We start from the raw sequence: 17060 nt of genomic DNA, 5'->3' as shown, positions 1-17060 counted from the left end.
GGCCACCATAGTCAGAATCAATAACGCAGGTGCCCGCCCTGGATGTCCGCCAGGATCTGCGGGGTCAACCGTACATAGGTATCCGAACCTGGCAGCCAGGCATAGATCGGGTCGTCCCCGGTCAGCGCCAGGTCGAACGCCTGTTCCTTGAGGCGACTCTTCTGGTACTTGAAGGTGCCGGTAGTGTCCATCTTCACTTTGATCCGCAAGAACAGCGGCACCGCATAGGCCGGCAACTGCTGCCGGGCGAACTGCAACAAGGTACTGAAATCCAGGGTCGCCAGGGATTCTGCCGGCGTGATCGCCACCATCCCCGCACGGCCGTTGGTGTTGTGGACCTCGACCCCATAGGCCACCACTTCGGCGACCTGCGGGTGACCCAGGAGAATGTTCTCCACCTCGGTGGTGGAAACGTTTTCGCCCTTCCACCGGAAGGTATCACCCAGCCGATCGACGAATTGCGCATGGCCAAAGCCGATGTCACGCAACAGGTCGCCGGTATTGAAATAGCTGTCGCCCTTCTCGAACACATCCCTGAGGATCACCTTGAGATTCTTCTGCGGATCGGTGTAGCCGTCCAGGGGCGCCTTGTCGTCGATCTTCGCCAGCAACAGGCCCTGCCCACCCTTGGCGACCTTCTGCATGAACCCCTGGCTGTTGCGCAACGGGGCGCCGGTGTCATGGGCGTACTCCACCAGCGCCCAGGGAATCAGGGAGAACCCCACGGTATTGTCGAAGTTGAGAATGTTGCTGAACCCGATATTGCCGTCGCTGGCGGCATACAGCTCACAGATGTGACCGACGCCGAAGCGCTGCTTGAACTCGCTCCAGACACCCGGGCGCAGGCCGTTGCCGATCATCTTGAAGACCTTGTGGTCGCGGTCGCTTGGCGAGCCGGGCTGGTCGATCAGGTAGCGGCACAACTCGCCGACATACCCGATGGTGGTCGCCTTGAAACGGCGAGCGTCACCCCAGAACTGGCTGGCGCTGAACTTGCGGCGAATGGCGAAACCCGAGGCACCGGTGATGGCCGAGCCCCAGCACACGCACAGGCCGGTGGCGTGATACAGCGGCAAGGTGCAATACAGCACGTCTTCAGGCTGCATATCCAGGGCAATGGTGCCGAAACCCGCACTGGTGCGCATCCAGCGCCCGTGCTTGAAGATGCCCGCCTTGGGCAGGCCGGTGGTGCCGGAGGTGTAGATATAGAAACAGGGATCATCGAGGAAGATGCGCTGGGTCTGGGGCAGGTTGTCCCCAGGGTAGCCGGCGCTCTCGGCCATCAGGTTGACCAGGCCCTCGGGGCTCGGACCGGGCTCGGCCAGGGTGTCCTGATCGGCCACATACCAGGTGCGCTGTGGCTCGATGCCAACCTGGTCGCGTACCGCCGAATAGGCCGCCAGCAACTCGGCACCGACCATGATCGCCACCGGCTTGACCAGATTGAGGCTGTGCACCAGCACGCTCTGGGTCTGCGCGGTGTTGACCATTGCGCAGATCCCGCCGAGCTTGGCCACCGCCAGCACCGTGACCAGCAACTCCGGACGGTTCTCGATGAAGATTGCCAGCACATCGCCCTTGCCGATGCCCTGCCCCTGCAAGTAGGCGGCGATCCGGTTGGCCCACTGGTTGACCTGGGAATAACTCAACACCCGGTCACCGTACAGCACGGCCGGCCCCTGGGGGTTGCGCCGGGTCGCCTGCTCGAAGCTCCAGCCCAGGCCACAGGGCTGGTCCGCCTTCTCGATGTTCCCAGCCTTGATACCTCGCACCACCCGCGGCAGTGCCCTGGCAATGGACGGCACCTTACGCAGCATCATGCCCCAGGTGATCATGTCGCTATTGTGTTTGTTCATGGTTGCTCCAGGTCGACGACAGAGGTCTGCGCCCTGGCTGGCTCGCCGGGCGCCCGCAACGGTTGACGCAAAGGATTCAGCCGGGGGTGTCGAGTTGGCATCCCACACGCCAAAGGCAGAGGTCGCGGACAGCACTGGAGGGGAGCAGGAGGCGGGGCGTGCACAAGGCTGCAGGCAGCCCTGGCGAGAGTGCGCAGAGGTCGTTCATGGAGGGCGTCCTATATTCTTATTATCCGTCGGGCAGGATCATCAGGATCACGCCGCAACACATTCCATGTCGCTGAAACCCCTTCTGCCGCACCGGTGCAAGGCGCGTGCTGCAGGGGTAACGGACTGAAAAATACGTCAGCCGTCTCGAGCCTGTACACGAGGTTTTTGCAAACTTTTGTATCTCCGCCAGCACGGTTTTGCCCCGATGTTCCACCTGGCAACGAGTAGTGAATTTCCTTGCAGGCACGGTGGTCACAATGAGCAGGCCTGCCCTGCGCCCTGGGCGGGCATAACCTGCAAAATGCAGGATGCACGATGGCCGTTCATGCAATTTGCACGAGGCGAATTTCTGAATGAATTTTTAACTTATTGATTTATAAGAATTTTTTAAAAAAACAATACTGGCACAATCGCTGCACCTATCACTCCACGCTTGCCCTTCAAGAACTCACGGAGCTGATAGACATGAGCCTGATCCAAGAAAAATTTTCCTCCCTGTTCTCCAACTTCGAAGTGACAACCCTGGCGCGTCCCGATGGCGGCATCCTGCTGACCCTGCGCAACAGCGATGGCAAGGAATTCAAGCGTTCGATTTCCTACGCCCAATTGCATGCCGCCGATCAGCTGTCCTGGGTCATCAGTGCCATTCGCCGTGACCTGGCCGAGCAAGCCAGCGAACTGCCACAGATTTCGCTGCTGCAAAGCCAGAACCGCTTTGCCCTGCCGACTTACCATTCCCTGTAAGCCCGCCACATCCAATCGCCCGGGCCGGCCCCACCTTGTGTGGCGCCGGCCCGAGTACGTCTGGGGCTATCTGGTTTTCAGTCTTCGAGGCGGGGGAAACGGCTGGCGATATCGTCGCCGGTGACCTTGCCGGCAGGGGTCGTGCCTGTGCCGAACAAGCGAATGGCTACCAGGTTTGGCTGCTCGCCCAGGTCGAACCAGTGGGCGGTGCCAGCCGGCAACGACACCAGCTCATGTCTTTCGCATACCAGGCCATACACATAGTCATCGATGTGCAGGCAGAGCAAGCCGCGCCCCGCCAGCAGCAACAACGCGGCATCGCCCTCCAGGCGCTGTTCTTCAGGCAGGACGCTGTTGATGTCGGCATAACCGCCCTTGCGGCTGAGCACCTCTAGCGCAGCATGGCCGCGCTCGCTCATCAAGGGATCGAGCTGGGCCTGGCAGGCGGCCAGGACCTCTTGTTCATCAGCACCGGGCTCGACACGGGTCGCGTGAGGCCAGCGCTCGAACCCTATGCCCTGCTCGGCCAGGGTCGCGGCAATATCCTCGAAATGGGTCAGAACCTTGTTCGGCAGGTCCGGGCTGGAGACGTGGTAGACGGACAGGCTGCTCATAGTGGTGACTCCTAGGATTTGAGTGGCACGCTCGGGGCTGCAACAGGCAGCCCCGACGCGATACAACGCCGGACGATGGCTCTTTCGCCGAAGGCACCTTCACGGCTTGAATGGCTTGCAACAGGCTGCGTGGGCACCCTGGAGCCTGGACTACAGCAAGGGCTCAGGCTCCTTGCTCTTGCATGCGAGTGGCAATGATAACGGCTGCGGCCAGGGCGGCGACGCTGGCAATACTAAAGGTCAATGTGGCCCCCAGGGCATTCCAGCTGTATCCGGAATACAAGGCGCCCAGGGCACCACCGGTTCCGGCCAGGGCGGCATACAACGCTTGGCCCTGGCCTTGCTGGCGAGCACCGAAGCTGCGCTGCACGAAATGAATGGCCGCCGCGTGGAAGCTGCCGAAGGTCGCGGCGTGCAGTACCTGGGCCAGCAGCAGTACCCAGAGGAACTCCGCCAGGCTGCCCAGCAGCAGCCAGCGCAGTGCCGCCAGCAGGAAACTGGCCAGCAGCACCCGGCGTACGGAAAACCGCGCCAGGATCCGGCTCATGGCCAGGAACATCAGCACCTCGGCCACCACCCCCAGCGCCCAGAGCATGCCGATCAGGCCGCGACTGTAGCCCAGTCGTTCAAGGTGCAGGGTCAGGAAGGTGTAGTAGGGGCCGTGACTGAGTTGCATCAGCGCCACGCACAGGTAGAAAGCCAGCACCCCCGGCGCCCGCAACTGCCTGACAAACCCCTCCCCTGCCAGGCGCTGCCCCTGGGCCAGCGGCTGGGCATTGGGTACCCACAGGCTGCTGACCACGATGCCGCCCATGATCACCACCAGGGTCACGGGATAGATGTCCAGGCTCAGCCACTCGAACAAGCGCCCCAGGGCCACGACCGTGAGAATGAAGCCGATCGAGCCCCAGAGACGGATCTGGCTATAGCGCGAAGCCTGCCCCTGCAGGTGGGCCAGGGTGATGACCTCGAACTGTGGCAGCACGGCATGCCAGAAGAAGGCGTGCAGGGCCATGACCATCGCCAGCCAGGCATAACTCTTGTCGATGAAGATCAGGGAAAAGCACACCAGGGTGCAGACCGCGCCAAACCGCACGATGGCCAGGCGCCGGCCGGTGTAGTCGCCAAGCCAGCCCCAGAGGTTGGGCGCCACGCAACGCATGAGCATGGGAATGGCTACCAGTTCGCCGATCCGCGCACTGGAAAACCCCAGGTGATCGAAGTACAGCGCCAGGAACGGAGCGGTCGATCCCAGCAGCGCGAAATAGAACAGGTAGAAACTGGAAAGCCGCCAGTACGGCAATGCCGCCACGGCCATCAGGCCGTGACGACTGGCAGGCTAGCCATTACAGCTGGCCCAGTACCGGCGTGCCGACACGCACGTCGGCGTTCTGGCCGCGGTGGCGCAGCAGGTGGTCCATCAGCACGATGGCCATCATCGCCTCGGCGATCGGCGTGGCGCGAATGCCCACGCACGGGTCGTGACGACCCTTGGTGATCACGTCCACCGGGTTGCCATCGACATCGATGGAGCGGCCCGGGGTGGTGATGCTGGAAGTCGGCTTGAGGGCCAGGTGGGCAACGATCGGCTGGCCCGAGGAGATACCGCCGAGGATGCCGCCGGCGTTGTTGCTGAGGAAACCTTCCGGCGTCAGCTCGTCCCGGTGTTCCGTGCCACGCTGGGACACCGAGGCGAAACCGGCTCCGATTTCCACGCCCTTGACCGCATTGATGCTCATTAGCGCGTGGGCCAGCTCGGCGTCGAGGCGATCGAAGATCGGCTCGCCCAGGCCCGGCATCACACCTTCGGCAACCACCGTGATCTTCGCGCCCACGGAATCCTGGTCACGACGCAACTGGTCCATATAGGCCTCAAGCTCCGGCACCTTGTCCGGATCGGGGCTGAAGAAGGCGTTGTCCTGCACCGAGTCCCAGCTCTTGAACGGGATTTCGATCGGGCCCAGCTGGCTCATGTAACCCCGCACCACGATGCCCTGGCTGGCCAGGTATTTCTTGGCGATGGCCCCGGCCGCCACGCGCATGGCGGTTTCCCGCGCCGAGCTGCGGCCGCCGCCGCGGTAGTCGCGCAGGCCGTACTTGTGGTGGTAGGTGTAGTCGGCATGGGCCGGGCGGAACAGGTCCTTGATGGCCGAGTAGTCCTTGGACTTCTGGTCGGTGTTGCGGATCAGCAGGCCGATGGAGCAACCGGTGGTCCTGCCCTCGAAGACCCCGGAGAGGATCTCGACCTCATCGGGCTCCTGGCGCTGGGTGGTATGGCGACTGGTGCCGGGCTTGCGCCGGTCCAGGTCATGCTGCAAGTCCTGCAGGGACAGCTCCAGGCCCGGCGGGCAGCCGTCGACAATGGCGACCAATGCCGGGCCATGGCTTTCGCCGGCGGTGGTGACAGTGAACAGCTTGCCGTAGGTATTGCCGGACATGCGGGGCGCTCCGTGAAATCAGCGGGAATGACTCAATCTGGACCAGGGCCTGTTACGGTTTGTCGATCATCCATCGACCCACGGCAATAGCACCCGGCAGCCCGGCAGTATACGCAGGCTACCCGACTAGTTCATCCTCGAACCTTCTGCCCCGACCCGAGTCCAACGGGCACCTTACCCATGATGGCGTGATGATGCTGCGAGTCCTTCTGCTGAGTCTTTTCCTCTTCACCGGCCTGGCCCAGGCCACTGTCCTGCAACGCCCCATCAGTGTGGATACCGGCCATGGCGAACTGTTCGGGTCGCTGCTGCTGCCCAAGTCCGAACGACCGGTACCGGTGGTCCTGATCATCTCCGGTTCCGGTCCCACCGATCGCGACGGCAACAACCCCGACGGCGGGCGCAACGATAGTCTCAAGCGCCTGGCCTGGGTGCTGGCCCGACACAACATCGCCAGCGTGCGCTACGACAAGCGCGGAGTGGCCGCCAGCCTGGCCGCCACCCCGGATGAACGCGACCTGACCCTCGATGCCTACGTGGCCGACGCCGTGGCCTGGGGCAACAAGCTCAAGGCCGATCCACGCCTGGGCAGCCTGGTCGTGCTGGGGCACAGCGAAGGGGCTCTGATCGCCAGCCTGGCCGCCCCGCAAGTGGATGCCGCCGGGGTGATCTCCATCGCCGGCACGGCCCGCCCAGTGGACCAGGTCCTGCGCCAGCAGTTGAGCTATCGGTTGCCACCGGCCTTGATGATGCGAGCCAACGAGTTGCTGGACAGTCTCAAGGCCGGCAAGGTCGATGCCGACGTGCCTCCTGCACTGCAGGTGATCTTCCGCCCCAGTGTGCAGCCCTACTTGATCACCCTGTTTCGCGATGATCCGGCCGCCGCCTTCGCCCGCCTGAAGATGCCCGCCTTGATCGTGCAGGGCAGCAACGACATCCAGGTCAGCGTCGACGACGCCAAAGTGCTCAAGGCCGCCAAGCCAGATGCACAACTGACCCTGATCGAAGGCATGAACCATGTGATGCGCATCGTACCCAACGACCTGCAGCGTCAACTGGCCTCCTACAAGGACCCGCAACTACCCCTGGCAGCCCAACTGGGCAGCGCCATTACCCGTTTTATTGACGGACTTCACACCCGTTAGCTTGCTTTACCCTCCAGTCCTGGAGAAAACGGCCGATAAGCCTTTGCCGGCCGTTCGATTGCTGTCGGCGCACAGCGATTGGACAGGACTTGCCGTTATGACTGATACCCAGAATTCACCCGCCGCCGAGCCGGAAACCGTCGCCCCGGAGCCGGCACTAAGGCCCTGGGCGGACGTCCAGGTCGAACACCGCAAGATGCTGCGCCTGGCGCCCCTGCAAACCGATCGTGCTACCGGCACCCGTCCCCTGCGCTTCATCGAGTTCGGTTATGCCGAGCGCAGCAACAAGCAGTGCAGCCTGCTGCGCCTGAACGTCAGCCTGCCAGGGCAACGGGTGCGCAAGGAACAGAACCACCTGGATGTGTGGGTCGAACACGATACCCGCCGGGTGGTCTTCGAGCCGGAAGGTGGCCTGCAGATCGAGCCCCTGAACCGCGGGATCGGTCGCTTCCTGATGGCCCAGGCCGCGCAGTGGGCACAGAAGAAGTGGCCGCACTACCGGGTAGAGGGTTTCGACCTGGCCAACAAGGATGCCCTGAACGAAGACACGCGCCTGCGCCGCGATCATGTGCTGCGCATGCAGGGCTTCGACGTGGCGTATGCCGACGCCCAGCACCTCAAGGGTAGCGTCAAGGAAGTCCAGGTCGGGGAACTGCTGAGCCAGTGGAACACCGAGAAACTGCAGTTCGTGGAAATACTCGAAGCCGCACAGATGCTCCAGCAGGCCGAACAGAACCTGGAAGAATTGGAAGGCAAGCTGCGCAAGCAGGACGAGAAAGTCACCAAGTACAAGCGTGAGGATGCCGGCTTGCGGTTCACCATCACCTGCCTGGTGGCCTTTGCTGTGTTCCAGGCCGGCTTGCTGATCTGGATCGCGACCCACCGCTGAGTCGCAACCCCCTGCCAACAAGGCCCGCATTGCACGGGCCGGCAAATCCCGTCAGAGACGAGAAGCGAACAGCGCCTGGTGCTGGCGGCACTGCTCGGCCGTCAGCATGAAGACTCCATGGCCTCCGCGCTCGAAATCCAGCCAGGCGAAATCGACTTCCGGGTAGAGCGCCTCGACGTGCACCTGGCTGTTGCCAACCTCGATGATCATCAGGCCCTTCTCGGTCAGATGGTCGGCTGCCTCGGCCAGCATCCGCCGCACCAGGTTCAAGCCATCATCGCCACAGGCCAGGCCCAGCTCGGGTTCGTGCTGGTATTCCTGCGGCATGTCGGCAAAGTCCTCGGCATCGACATAGGGCGGGTTGGAGACGATCAGGTCGAAGCGCTGGCCCGGCAGGCCTTCGAAACCATCACCCTGCACAGTGAACACCCGCTCCTCGACACCATGGCGCTCGATGTTCTGGTTGGCCACTTCCAGGGCCTCGAAGGACAGGTCCCCCAGCACCACCTCGGCATCGCGGAATTCGTAGGCACAGGCGATACCGATGCAACCGGAACCAGTGCACAGGTCGAGGATGCGCGCCGGCTCATTGGCCAGCCAGGGCTCGAAGCGCTTCTCGATCAGCTCGCCAATGGGCGAGCGCGGAATCAGCACGCGTTCGTCGACGATGAACGGCAGGCCACAGAACCAGGCCTCGCCCAACAGGTAGGCCGCTGGCACGCGGTCATCGATCCGACGCTTGAGCAAGTGCTGCAGGTGGACCAGCTCGTTGTCCTCCAACGCGCAGTCCAGGTAGCTATCGGCAATTTCCCAGGGCAGGTGCAGGGCACCGAGCACCAATTGGCGCGCCTCGTCCCAGGCATTGTCGGTGCCATGGCCGAAGAATAGATTCTCCCCATGAAAGCGGCTGACGGCCCAGCGGATATGGTCACGCAAGGTGCGAAGACGGGAAGTGATCACGGAACAGACTCCTGACAAAACGACCGGCGATTCTAACAGCCAAAGTCGTCGCCGACTAAGCGTGAAAACCATCACGGCATCATCGATCGATGGCTGCCTTGCCCTTCCCGGGGGCTCTCGATGATGGCTCTTGACATGGCTGCAGGCCAGCAACGGCGCCCCTTACGTTAGTAGCGATTCACAGAACCGCTCCGCCAGAGGACAATGTCGCAAACGCCCCACTCACAGGAGCCCCAGAATGTCCGTTCCAAAGACGATGTTTCAACTCAGCGGTCGTGGTTATGCGGCGGCCAATTTGAGCCACGCGACCCTTGTGATCATCGACGCCCAGAAAGAGTACCTCAGCGGCCCGCTGGCCCTGTCCGGCATGGATGCGGCAGTGGCCAACATCCGCCAACTGCTGGCCGCTGCCCGGGCCGCCGGCCGGCCCATCGTGCATGTACGCCACCTCGGCACCGTGGGCGGCCTGTTCGACCCCCAGGGCGAACGCGGCGAATTCATCCCCGGTCTCGAACCCCAGGGTGACGAGACCATCATCGGCAAGTTGCTGCCCAGTGCCTTCCACGGCACCGAACTGGAAAAACGCCTGCAGGACCTCGGTTCGCTGGACCTGATCGTGGCGGGCTTCATGAGCCACTCCAGCGTCAGCACTACCGTTCGCGCAGCAAAGAACCTGGGCTTTCGCTGCACCCTGGTGGAGGATGCCTGCGCCACCCGCGACCTGCCCTACAAGGGCGGCATCCTCAGCGCCGAGCACGTGCAGCAGACCGAGATGGCGATCATGGCCGACAATTTCGCCACCCTCGCCCTGACCGCCAGCCTGATCTGATCGCCCCTGGTGAGCGGCTGCAGGCCGCTCATCCAAGAACGCCACGCATTTGACGCCATGCATTTGCAGTAATTACCCGAGCCTCAGGAACCACCCGATCAACTTCCGGTCGAAGGGCCGATACCCACTGAGGAAGGTCGGAATGAAGATATCCGATGGTTTTGACGCACGCCGGTTGCGCCCCAAGAGTCCGCGCAACTGGCGCTTGCGCTTGGGAGCAGCATTCTCCGCGTTGCTGGCGACCTGCGGCGTGCTGCTGGCCATGGCCGGTGTCGCCAGCCTGCTGGGACGCGCACCCGCGCTGGGTGAACTCAATGCCCAGCCGCTGGGCTCGTCGGTGGTTCTGCTGATCGGCCTGGTACTGCTGTATGCCGGGGTACGCCTGTGGCGTCGCTGCCGGCGCCGCATGCGCCAGCCACTGGCGCTGAGCTTGTCTGCGCACCTGATGAAAAAACACGACTGACCCTGCCCGAGGCGCAATTTGCGCGCCTTAAGGCGCGCCGAGTTGGGTAAACTGGCCGCCCTTCGCGGAGGCTGATATGCAAGACGACGATTTTTCCCTGTTCAAGAACGAGATGCGCGGCATCAAGCCGATCAAGCATGATCGTGCCGAAACAGGCAAACCCAAGACCGACCGGGCACAGATCGCCAAGCTGCGCCAGGCTGCCACCGTCCGTAGCGAAACCACCACGGTGGATGGGCTGTCCGACCAGTTCGTCATCGACGTGGGCCCTGAAGATGAGCTGATGTGGGCCCGCGACGGGGTTCAGGACAGCCAGATGCGCAAGCTGAAGATTGGTCAGATCCCCTTTGAAGGCAGTCTCGACCTGCACGGCATGACCGTGGAGAAAGCCCGAGAGACCCTCTGGGCCTTTCTTGCCGAGGCCACGCGGTTCGAAATCCGCTGCGTGCGGATCACCCATGGCAAGGCCGTGCGCCTGGACGGCAAGCGCCCGATGATCAAGAGCCACGTCAACACCTGGCTGCGCCAGCATTCACAAGTGCTGGGCTTCGCGTCCTGCCAGGCCAAACATGGTGGCACCGGAGCGCTGTATGTGATGCTCAAGCGCACCATGATGGAAGGCCGCGACGAATAAAGCGGCTGCGCCAAGCTTGCAGCGCCGTGCCGGCCACCGTACCCTTGCCCTTTGCGTAAAATCCCACAGGTAGTTTCATGTCCCTGGAACAGAATTACACCGCGATCCTCGGCCAACTGGGCGAGGACGTCTCCCGCGAGGGCCTGCTCGACACGCCCAAGCGCGCCGCCAAAGCCATGCAGTACCTTTGCCGCGGTTATGCACAAACCCTGGAAGAGGTCACCAACGGTGCCTTGTTCAGCTCCGACAACAGCGAAATGGTGCTGGTCAAGGACATCGAGCTCTACTCGCTGTGCGAACACCACCTGCTGCCCTTCATCGGCAAGGCTCATGTGGCCTACATTCCCAGCGGCAAGGTCCTGGGACTGTCGAAGGTCGCGCGGATCGTCGACATGTACGCCCGGCGCCTGCAGATCCAGGAAAACCTCAGCCGGCAGATCGCCGACGCCGTCCAGCAAGTGACGGGCGCCCTGGGCGTTGCGGTGGTGATCGAGGCCAAGCACATGTGCATGATGATGCGCGGCGTGGAGAAGCAGAACTCGTCGATGATCACTTCGGTGATGCTCGGTGAATTCCGCGAGAATGCCGCGACCCGCAGCGAGTTCCTCAGCCTGATCAAGTGACAGGCGAGGCATGAAAGAACCGGCGTTGATCGCCGGTTTTTTTTGCCCGGTGAAAATCAGGTAAGCTGCCGGCCCTTCATCCATGGGCAAGAGGCAAAACCGTGATCGTCAAAGCACTGCGAGTCGGCCTGGGCCAACTCATCATTTTCATCGACTTCATCACCCGTCCGCGCAAGCAACAGCGTAGCGCCGCCGCCCAGTCCCAGGTCGAACAGGCCGCCAAGGGCCTGACCCTGTACCAGTTCCATGCCTGCCCCTTCTGCGTGAAGACTCGCCGCACCCTGCATCGCCTGAACGTGCCAGTGGCACTGCGCGATGCCAAGAACAGCCCGCAGGACCGTCAGGCCCTGCTGGAACAGGGCGGCAAGATCAAGGTGCCGTGCCTGCGCATCGAAGAGAACGGACAGACCACCTGGATGTACGAGTCCAAGGTCATCATCGATTACCTGAACCAGCGTTTTTCCGCCGCCTGAACAACCCGGCAAGGTGCCGGGCCCCTGCTCAATCGAACATCGCGACATGCAGCGGGTGGCTTGCCACCCGCTGCATCCAGGCCTGGATCCCGGGGTAGCCTGCCAGGTCGAAACCGCCCTCGTGAGCCACATGGGTATAGGCGTACAACGCGATATCGGCGATGGAATAGTGCTCGCCCACCAGGTATGGCGTGCGACTCAGCTGCTTCTCCATCACATCCAGCGCCTTGTGCCCACGCTTGTGCAGCTTCAGGTATTCCTCCTTGCGCTCCTCGGGCAGCCCCTCGTACAGCTTTATGAACCGCGCCACGGCGATATAGGGCTCGTGGCTGTACTGCTCGAAGAACTGCCACTGCAGGACCTGGGTGCGCAGCCGCGGCTCACTGGGCAGGAACTCGCTGCCATCGGCGAGGAAGTTGAGAATCGCATTGGACTCCCACAGGCAAGTGCCATCCTCGAGCTCCAGGACCGGAATCTTGCCGTTGGGATTCTTTGCCAGGAATGCCTCCGTCTGGGTATCGCCCCCCAGGATATCCACCGCCTGCCATTCATAAGGCAGCCCCAGCAGATTGAGCATCAGCTTGATCTTGTAGCAGTTGCCCGAACGGTAATCGCCGTAAACCTTGTACATGGCCCTCCCCTTAGGCTGCCTGTGCAGCCTGTGCTTGACGTATCACGGTGGCCAGCCGCTTGAGGCCTTCGTCCAGCCGAGCTGGATCGATATGGCTGAAATTCAACCGCAGATGCCCGTGATTGTGCTCCGGATCGGCAAAGAACGGTTCACCGGGCATGAATGTGACATCGCGCTCCAGCGCCGACTTGAGCAAGGTGCGGGTGTCCAGGGGCTGTTTCAAGCTCAGCCAGAAAAACAATCCGCCCTCGGGCAGCTCTACCAGTGCGCCAGATCGGCGAAATGGGTGTGCAAGGCCGCCTGGAAAGCATCGCGGCGCTGACGGTAGAAACTGCGCAGTTCAGCCAGGTGTCGCTGGAACCTGTCGCTGCCGATCCACTGCATGGCCTGCCACTGGCCAAAGCGATTGGTGTGCAGGTCCGCCGACTGCTTCAGGCGCAGCAGGTGCGCAAACAGGTCCGGGCTGGCAATCAGGTAGCCGACCCGCAGCCCTGGCAGCAAGGTCTTGGAGACGGTGCCGCTGCTGCAACAAGGCGCCAGACCTTGATATAGCCGCGCCCGCCAGTGGTTTCGCACACAAGACCAAAAACATTATTTGCTTTCTTTGTATACAAAAGCATAATCGCCACGTGTGAGTTCTTGACCCAAAGGTCAACAAACCCCACAAGCCCTGCCTGCCTCAAAGAGCCGCTGCCCACCTTCGCGTGTCCGGTTCTGGAAAAAACAATAAAACTCTTGAGGAGTACTCGCTGTGGAAAGCCGCAAATCCGAAGCCTCTCCGCTCAACCTCTCGTCATCGCCGAACAGTGGCTGGCTGGAGCGCATCTTCAAACTCAAGCTGCATGGCACCACGGTGAAGACCGAGCTGATTGCCGGTGTGACGACCTTCATCACCATGGCCTACATCATCTTCGTCAACCCGAACATCATGGCCGACGCCGGCATCGATCACGGCGCCGCCTTCGTCGCCACCTGCATCGCTGCAGCCCTGGGCTGCCTGCTGATGGGCCTGTACGCCAACTGGCCGGTGGGCCTGGCACCGGGCATGGGGCTCAACGCCTTCTTCACCTACACCGTGGTCGGCACCATGGGCTACTCCTGGGAAACCGCCCTTGGCGCGGTGTTCATTTCAGGCGTGCTGTTCATGTTCCTGACCCTGTCGCGGGTCCGTGAATGGCTGCTCAACAGCATTCCGGTGAGCCTGCGGTTCGCCATGGGTGCCGGGGTCGGGCTGTTTCTCGGACTGATCGGCCTGAAGACCGCCAACATCATCGTCGACAGCCCGGCCACCCTGATCAAGCTCGGTAACCTGCGTGACCCCGGCCCACTGCTGGCGGCCGTCTGCTTCCTGATGATCGCAGTGCTCAGCTATCACCGGGTCTTCGGCGCGATCCTCATCAGCATCATTGCCGTGACCCTGGCCGGCTGGGGCCTGGACCTGGTGCACTACAACGGCATCATGTCCACGCCGCCGAGCCTGGCGCCGACGTGGATGGCCATGGACGTCGCCGGGGTCTTCAACGTCAGCATGATCAGCGTGGTCCTGGCGTTCCTGTTCGTGCATATGTTCGACACCGCCGGCACCCTGATGGGCGTGGCCCAGCGTGCCGGCCTGGTGAATGCCGACGGCAAAATCGAGAACCTCTCACGCGCACTCAAGGCCGACAGCGCCTCCAGCGTGTTCGGTGCCGTGGTCGGTGTGCCACCGGTCACCAGCTATGTGGAAAGTGCCGCCGGGGTCGCCGCCGGTGGTCGTACCGGGCTGACTGCGGTCACCGTGGGCGTGCTGTTCGTTGCCGCGATGTTCTTCGCTCCGCTGGCCGGCATGATTCCCGCCTACGCCACGGCCGGCGCCTTGATCTATGTAGCGATGCTGATGATGGGCGGCATGGCCCACATCAACTGGGACGACGCCACCGACAGCATTCCGGCCATCGTCACCGCGATCATGATGCCCCTGACCTTTTCCGTCGCCGACGGCATTGCCCTGGGCTTCATCACTTATGTGGTGCTAAAGGCTGGCACCGGCAAGTACAAGGAAATCTCCATCAGCCTGTATGTGCTGTGCGCGATCTTCATCGCCAAGTTCATTTTCCTCTAGGCCTCGCAAACGCCTCCAGGCCCTGTCCCACCGGACGGGGCTTTTTCATGGGTGAGCCACCTGAATACGGACGAAAAAAAGCCCGCAGTGTGAGCGGGCAAGGACCAAAGAAAGCTATTTGCGCAGGATTCTTGGGGGAATGTCCTAGCTTCCTCGATAGGTCGAATAACTGTAGGGCGAGATCAGCAGCGGTACGTGGTAGTGATCCTGCTCGGCGCTGACGCCAAAACGCAGGACCACCACATCGAGGAATGCGGGTTGCGGCAATTGCACACCACGGGCGCGGTAGTAGTCGCCAGCGTGGAAATGCAGCTGATACACCCCGGTACGGTAGTCATCGCCCTGCAGCAGTGGCGCATCGCAGCGGCCATCGCTGTTGGTCAGGGCAGTGGCAACCAGCTCCAGCTGCGCCCCCTCGACCCGATACAGCTCGACCTTGATGGCGCTGCCAGGGCAGCCGTGTGCGGCATCCAAAACGTGCGTAGTCAAACGTCCCATTGATTCTGCGTGCCTGCCGCGATAGGGCTTCAGGCCTCGCGCCTCCCGGAGTCAGTGAATGAAGGGGGAACCATGGCCGGTGCATCAGCAACGGCTACGGCGAGACCGCGATTAAGACATTTTCCAATAAAATTGTACACAATAATAATCACGAATATTCCACTGGCCACCCTCACCTCAGGCCCCTGCCAATTTGGCCTTAGCCCATGAGAACAGGAGACTTTCCATTCATGAATTGACCCATTGGGCAGGTTTTTTGCAGGGCGACAACCCAGCAATAAAAGCGGAAAAATGCAAAAAAACGGGCTTACAAACTGAATATAAACTTGTATACAATCAGGTCATCGCAGTGACGCTCACCTGGTTTCCGGCTTCAGGTCCCGCCACGCCACCGTTATCACGAACAAGAAGGAAGACTGCAGTGAGCGCTGACTACCCTCGCGACCTGATCGGTTACGGCTCCACCCCTCCTCACCCTCACTGGCCAGGCAATGCCCGCATCGCCCTGTCCTTCGTGCTCAACTACGAAGAAGGCGGCGAGCGCAACATCCTTCATGGCGACAAGGAATCCGAATCCTTCCTTTCCGAGATGGTTGCCGCCCAGCCCCTGCAGGGCGAACGCAACATGAGCATGGAGTCGCTGTACGAGTATGGCAGCCGTGCCGGTGTCTGGCGGATCCTCAAGCTGTTCAAGGAATTCGACATCCCGCTGACCATCTTTGCCGTGGCCATGGCTGCCCAACGTCACCCGGACGTGATCCGGGCCATGGTCGAGGCTGGCCACGAGATCTGCAGCCACGGCTATCGCTGGATCGACTACCAGTACATGGATGAGGCCCAGGAGCGCGAGCACATGCTCGAAGCGATCCGCATCCTCACCGAGATCACCGGCGAACGCCCCCTGGGCTGGTACACCGGTCGCACGGGCCCGAACACTCGGCGCCTGGTGATGGAGGAAGGCGGTTTTCTCTACGACAGCGACACCTATGACGACGACCTGCCCTACTGGGAGCCGAACAACACCACCGGCAAGCCGCACCTGGTGATCCCCTACACCCTGGACACCAACGACATGCGTTTTACCCAGGTACAGGGCTTCAACACGGGTGACGACTTCTTCCATTACCTCAAGGACGCCTTCGACGTGCTGTATGCCGAAGGCGCAGAAGCGCCGAAGATGTTGTCCATCGGCCTGCACTGCCGCCTGGTAGGCCGTCCGGCGCGCCTGGCCGCCCTCAAGCGTTTCATCGAGTACGCCAAGGGCCACGAGCAAGTGTGGTTCACCCGTCGGGTCGATATCGCCCGCCACTGGCACCACGTCCACCCTTGCCAGGGAGCCGCGAAATGACTGCCTTCCAGACCCTCAAGCCCTCGACCCTGGACCGCACCGCGTTCGTCGAGGCCTTCGCCGATATCTACGAACACTCGCCATGGGTGGCCGAACGGGCTTACGACCTGGGCCTGGACGCCTCGGTCGACCAGGTCGAGGGCCTGCACCAGCGCATGAGCGACATCCTGCTCAGCGCCGACCATGCCCGCCAACTGGCGCTGGTCAACGCTCACCCGGACCTGGCCGGCAAGGCGGCGATCCAGGGTGAGCTGACGGCGGCCAGCACCAACGAACAGGCCGGCGCCGGCATCCACCAGTGCACCGCCGAAGAGTTCCAGCGCTTCACCGAGTTGAACGACGCCTACAAGGCCAAGTTCAAGTTCCCCTTCATCATGGCGGTGAAGGGCAGCGACCGGCATCAGATTCTCGCCGCCTTCGAAACCCGCATCCACAACTCGGTGGAGACCGAATTCAAGTGTGCGCTGGAGCAAATCAACAAGATCGCCCTGTTTCGCTTGCAGACGCTGTAGCCACTGGCGGGCCTCGTCCAGGAACGGACGCCCCGGGGCTGCGCCAGCCAAACACCGAAAAAGGCTGACAACAACAATGAACAATCACGCCA

Annotated in this window: 18 protein-coding genes and 1 pseudogene; 11 read left to right on the top strand and 8 right to left on the bottom strand. The window is 62.1% G+C overall.

Translation table 11 applies throughout. The features are described from left to right. Positions 1-17: 17 nt before the first annotated feature. Positions 18-1856, bottom strand: a complete 1839-nt coding sequence (locus tag LGQ10_RS28140) for a long-chain-acyl-CoA synthetase (protein WP_226523841.1) — start codon at positions 1854-1856, stop codon at positions 18-20. A 675-nt stretch (positions 1857-2531) separates the two neighbouring features. Between LGQ10_RS28140 and LGQ10_RS28135 the strand changes: the two genes are divergently transcribed. Next, positions 2532-2810 carry a DUF3509 domain-containing protein gene (locus LGQ10_RS28135; RefSeq protein WP_058436773.1) on the top strand — a complete coding sequence of 93 codons (279 nt, stop codon included), beginning with the start codon at positions 2532-2534 and terminating at the stop codon, positions 2808-2810. A 77-nt stretch (positions 2811-2887) separates the two neighbouring features. Here the strand turns inward: LGQ10_RS28135 and LGQ10_RS28130 are convergent, their stop codons facing one another. The 3 genes from LGQ10_RS28130 to aroC all read right to left on the bottom strand — a co-directional run bounded on the left by LGQ10_RS28130 (position 2888) and on the right by aroC (position 5862). Further along, a complete protein-coding gene (locus tag LGQ10_RS28130) occupies positions 2888-3424 on the bottom strand; it encodes an acireductone dioxygenase (RefSeq protein ID WP_226523840.1) in 537 nt (178 codons plus the stop codon). A gap of 163 nt (positions 3425-3587) precedes the next feature. Continuing rightward, on the bottom strand, positions 3588-4742 hold the full coding sequence (locus tag LGQ10_RS28125) for an MFS transporter (RefSeq protein ID WP_226523839.1): 1155 nt from the start codon (positions 4740-4742) through the stop codon (positions 3588-3590). A gap of 28 nt (positions 4743-4770) precedes the next feature. Next, positions 4771-5862 (bottom strand): chorismate synthase, encoded by a 1092-nt coding sequence (gene aroC / locus LGQ10_RS28120; RefSeq protein ID WP_226523838.1) that lies wholly within the window; start codon positions 5860-5862, stop codon positions 4771-4773. Between the two features lie 191 nt (positions 5863-6053). Between aroC and LGQ10_RS28115 the strand changes: the two genes are divergently transcribed. Beyond that, complete coding sequence (locus tag LGQ10_RS28115) at positions 6054-7007, top strand: alpha/beta hydrolase (protein WP_226523837.1); 954 nt, start codon at positions 6054-6056, stop codon at positions 7005-7007. Between the two features lie 97 nt (positions 7008-7104). Then, positions 7105-7896 (top strand): hypothetical protein, encoded by a 792-nt coding sequence (locus LGQ10_RS28110; RefSeq protein WP_226523836.1) that lies wholly within the window; start codon positions 7105-7107, stop codon positions 7894-7896. A gap of 51 nt (positions 7897-7947) precedes the next feature. Here the strand turns inward: LGQ10_RS28110 and prmB are convergent, their stop codons facing one another. Then, positions 7948-8856, bottom strand: a complete 909-nt coding sequence (gene prmB, locus LGQ10_RS28105) for a 50S ribosomal protein L3 N(5)-glutamine methyltransferase (RefSeq protein WP_058437210.1) — start codon at positions 8854-8856, stop codon at positions 7948-7950. Positions 8857-9094: 238 nt separating this feature from the next. Here prmB and LGQ10_RS28100 point away from each other — a divergent pair, with 238 nt between their 5' ends. The 5 genes from LGQ10_RS28100 to LGQ10_RS28080 all read left to right on the top strand — a co-directional run bounded on the left by LGQ10_RS28100 (position 9095) and on the right by LGQ10_RS28080 (position 11878). Beyond that, a complete protein-coding gene (locus tag LGQ10_RS28100; RefSeq protein WP_226523835.1) occupies positions 9095-9685 on the top strand; it encodes a cysteine hydrolase family protein in 591 nt (196 codons plus the stop codon). 142 nt (positions 9686-9827) lie between these two features. Continuing rightward, positions 9828-10148 carry a hypothetical protein gene (locus LGQ10_RS28095; RefSeq protein WP_058437211.1) on the top strand — a complete coding sequence of 107 codons (321 nt, stop codon included), beginning with the start codon at positions 9828-9830 and terminating at the stop codon, positions 10146-10148. A 76-nt stretch (positions 10149-10224) separates the two neighbouring features. After that, positions 10225-10782: a Smr/MutS family protein gene (locus tag LGQ10_RS28090; protein WP_226523834.1), complete on the top strand. Its 558-nt coding sequence runs from the start codon at positions 10225-10227 to the stop codon at positions 10780-10782. Between the two features lie 77 nt (positions 10783-10859). Then, positions 10860-11405, top strand: coding sequence for a GTP cyclohydrolase I FolE (gene folE, locus LGQ10_RS28085; RefSeq protein WP_011062625.1), 546 nt, complete (start codon positions 10860-10862; stop codon positions 11403-11405). Positions 11406-11506: 101 nt separating this feature from the next. After that, positions 11507-11878, top strand: coding sequence for a glutathione S-transferase N-terminal domain-containing protein (locus LGQ10_RS28080; RefSeq protein ID WP_226523833.1), 372 nt, complete (start codon positions 11507-11509; stop codon positions 11876-11878). Between the two features lie 28 nt (positions 11879-11906). On the opposite strand, the gene LGQ10_RS28075 is transcribed toward LGQ10_RS28080, so the two are convergent. Both LGQ10_RS28075 and LGQ10_RS28070 read right to left on the bottom strand, forming a co-directional pair. Beyond that, positions 11907-12509, bottom strand: coding sequence for a glutathione S-transferase family protein (locus LGQ10_RS28075; protein WP_226523832.1), 603 nt, complete (start codon positions 12507-12509; stop codon positions 11907-11909). Positions 12510-12519: 10 nt separating this feature from the next. Beyond that, positions 12520-13031: pseudogene (locus tag LGQ10_RS28070) on the bottom strand (aminotransferase class I/II-fold pyridoxal phosphate-dependent enzyme); the annotation flags it as partial. A 229-nt stretch (positions 13032-13260) separates the two neighbouring features. Between LGQ10_RS28070 and LGQ10_RS28065 the strand changes: the two are divergent. After that, positions 13261-14610: an NCS2 family permease gene (locus LGQ10_RS28065; protein ID WP_226523831.1), complete on the top strand. Its 1350-nt coding sequence runs from the start codon at positions 13261-13263 to the stop codon at positions 14608-14610. 144 nt (positions 14611-14754) lie between these two features. Here the strand turns inward: LGQ10_RS28065 and uraH are convergent, their stop codons facing one another. Beyond that, positions 14755-15108 carry a hydroxyisourate hydrolase gene (gene uraH / locus LGQ10_RS28060; RefSeq protein ID WP_058435079.1) on the bottom strand — a complete coding sequence of 118 codons (354 nt, stop codon included), beginning with the start codon at positions 15106-15108 and terminating at the stop codon, positions 14755-14757. A gap of 421 nt (positions 15109-15529) precedes the next feature. On the opposite strand from uraH, the gene puuE reads away from it, so the two are divergent. Further along, on the top strand, positions 15530-16456 hold the full coding sequence (gene puuE, locus LGQ10_RS28055; RefSeq protein ID WP_226523830.1) for an allantoinase PuuE: 927 nt from the start codon (positions 15530-15532) through the stop codon (positions 16454-16456). Then, positions 16453-16968 (top strand): 2-oxo-4-hydroxy-4-carboxy-5-ureidoimidazoline decarboxylase, encoded by a 516-nt coding sequence (uraD, locus tag LGQ10_RS28050; protein WP_058435081.1) that lies wholly within the window; start codon positions 16453-16455, stop codon positions 16966-16968. The genes puuE and uraD overlap by 4 nt, the downstream gene beginning before the upstream one ends. Positions 16969-17060 lie beyond the last annotated feature (92 nt).

Source organism: Pseudomonas sp. L5B5 (assembly GCF_020520285.1).
Lineage (GTDB): Bacteria > Pseudomonadota > Gammaproteobacteria > Pseudomonadales > Pseudomonadaceae > Aquipseudomonas.
This window is presented reverse-complemented; position numbering and strand designations above follow the sequence as displayed.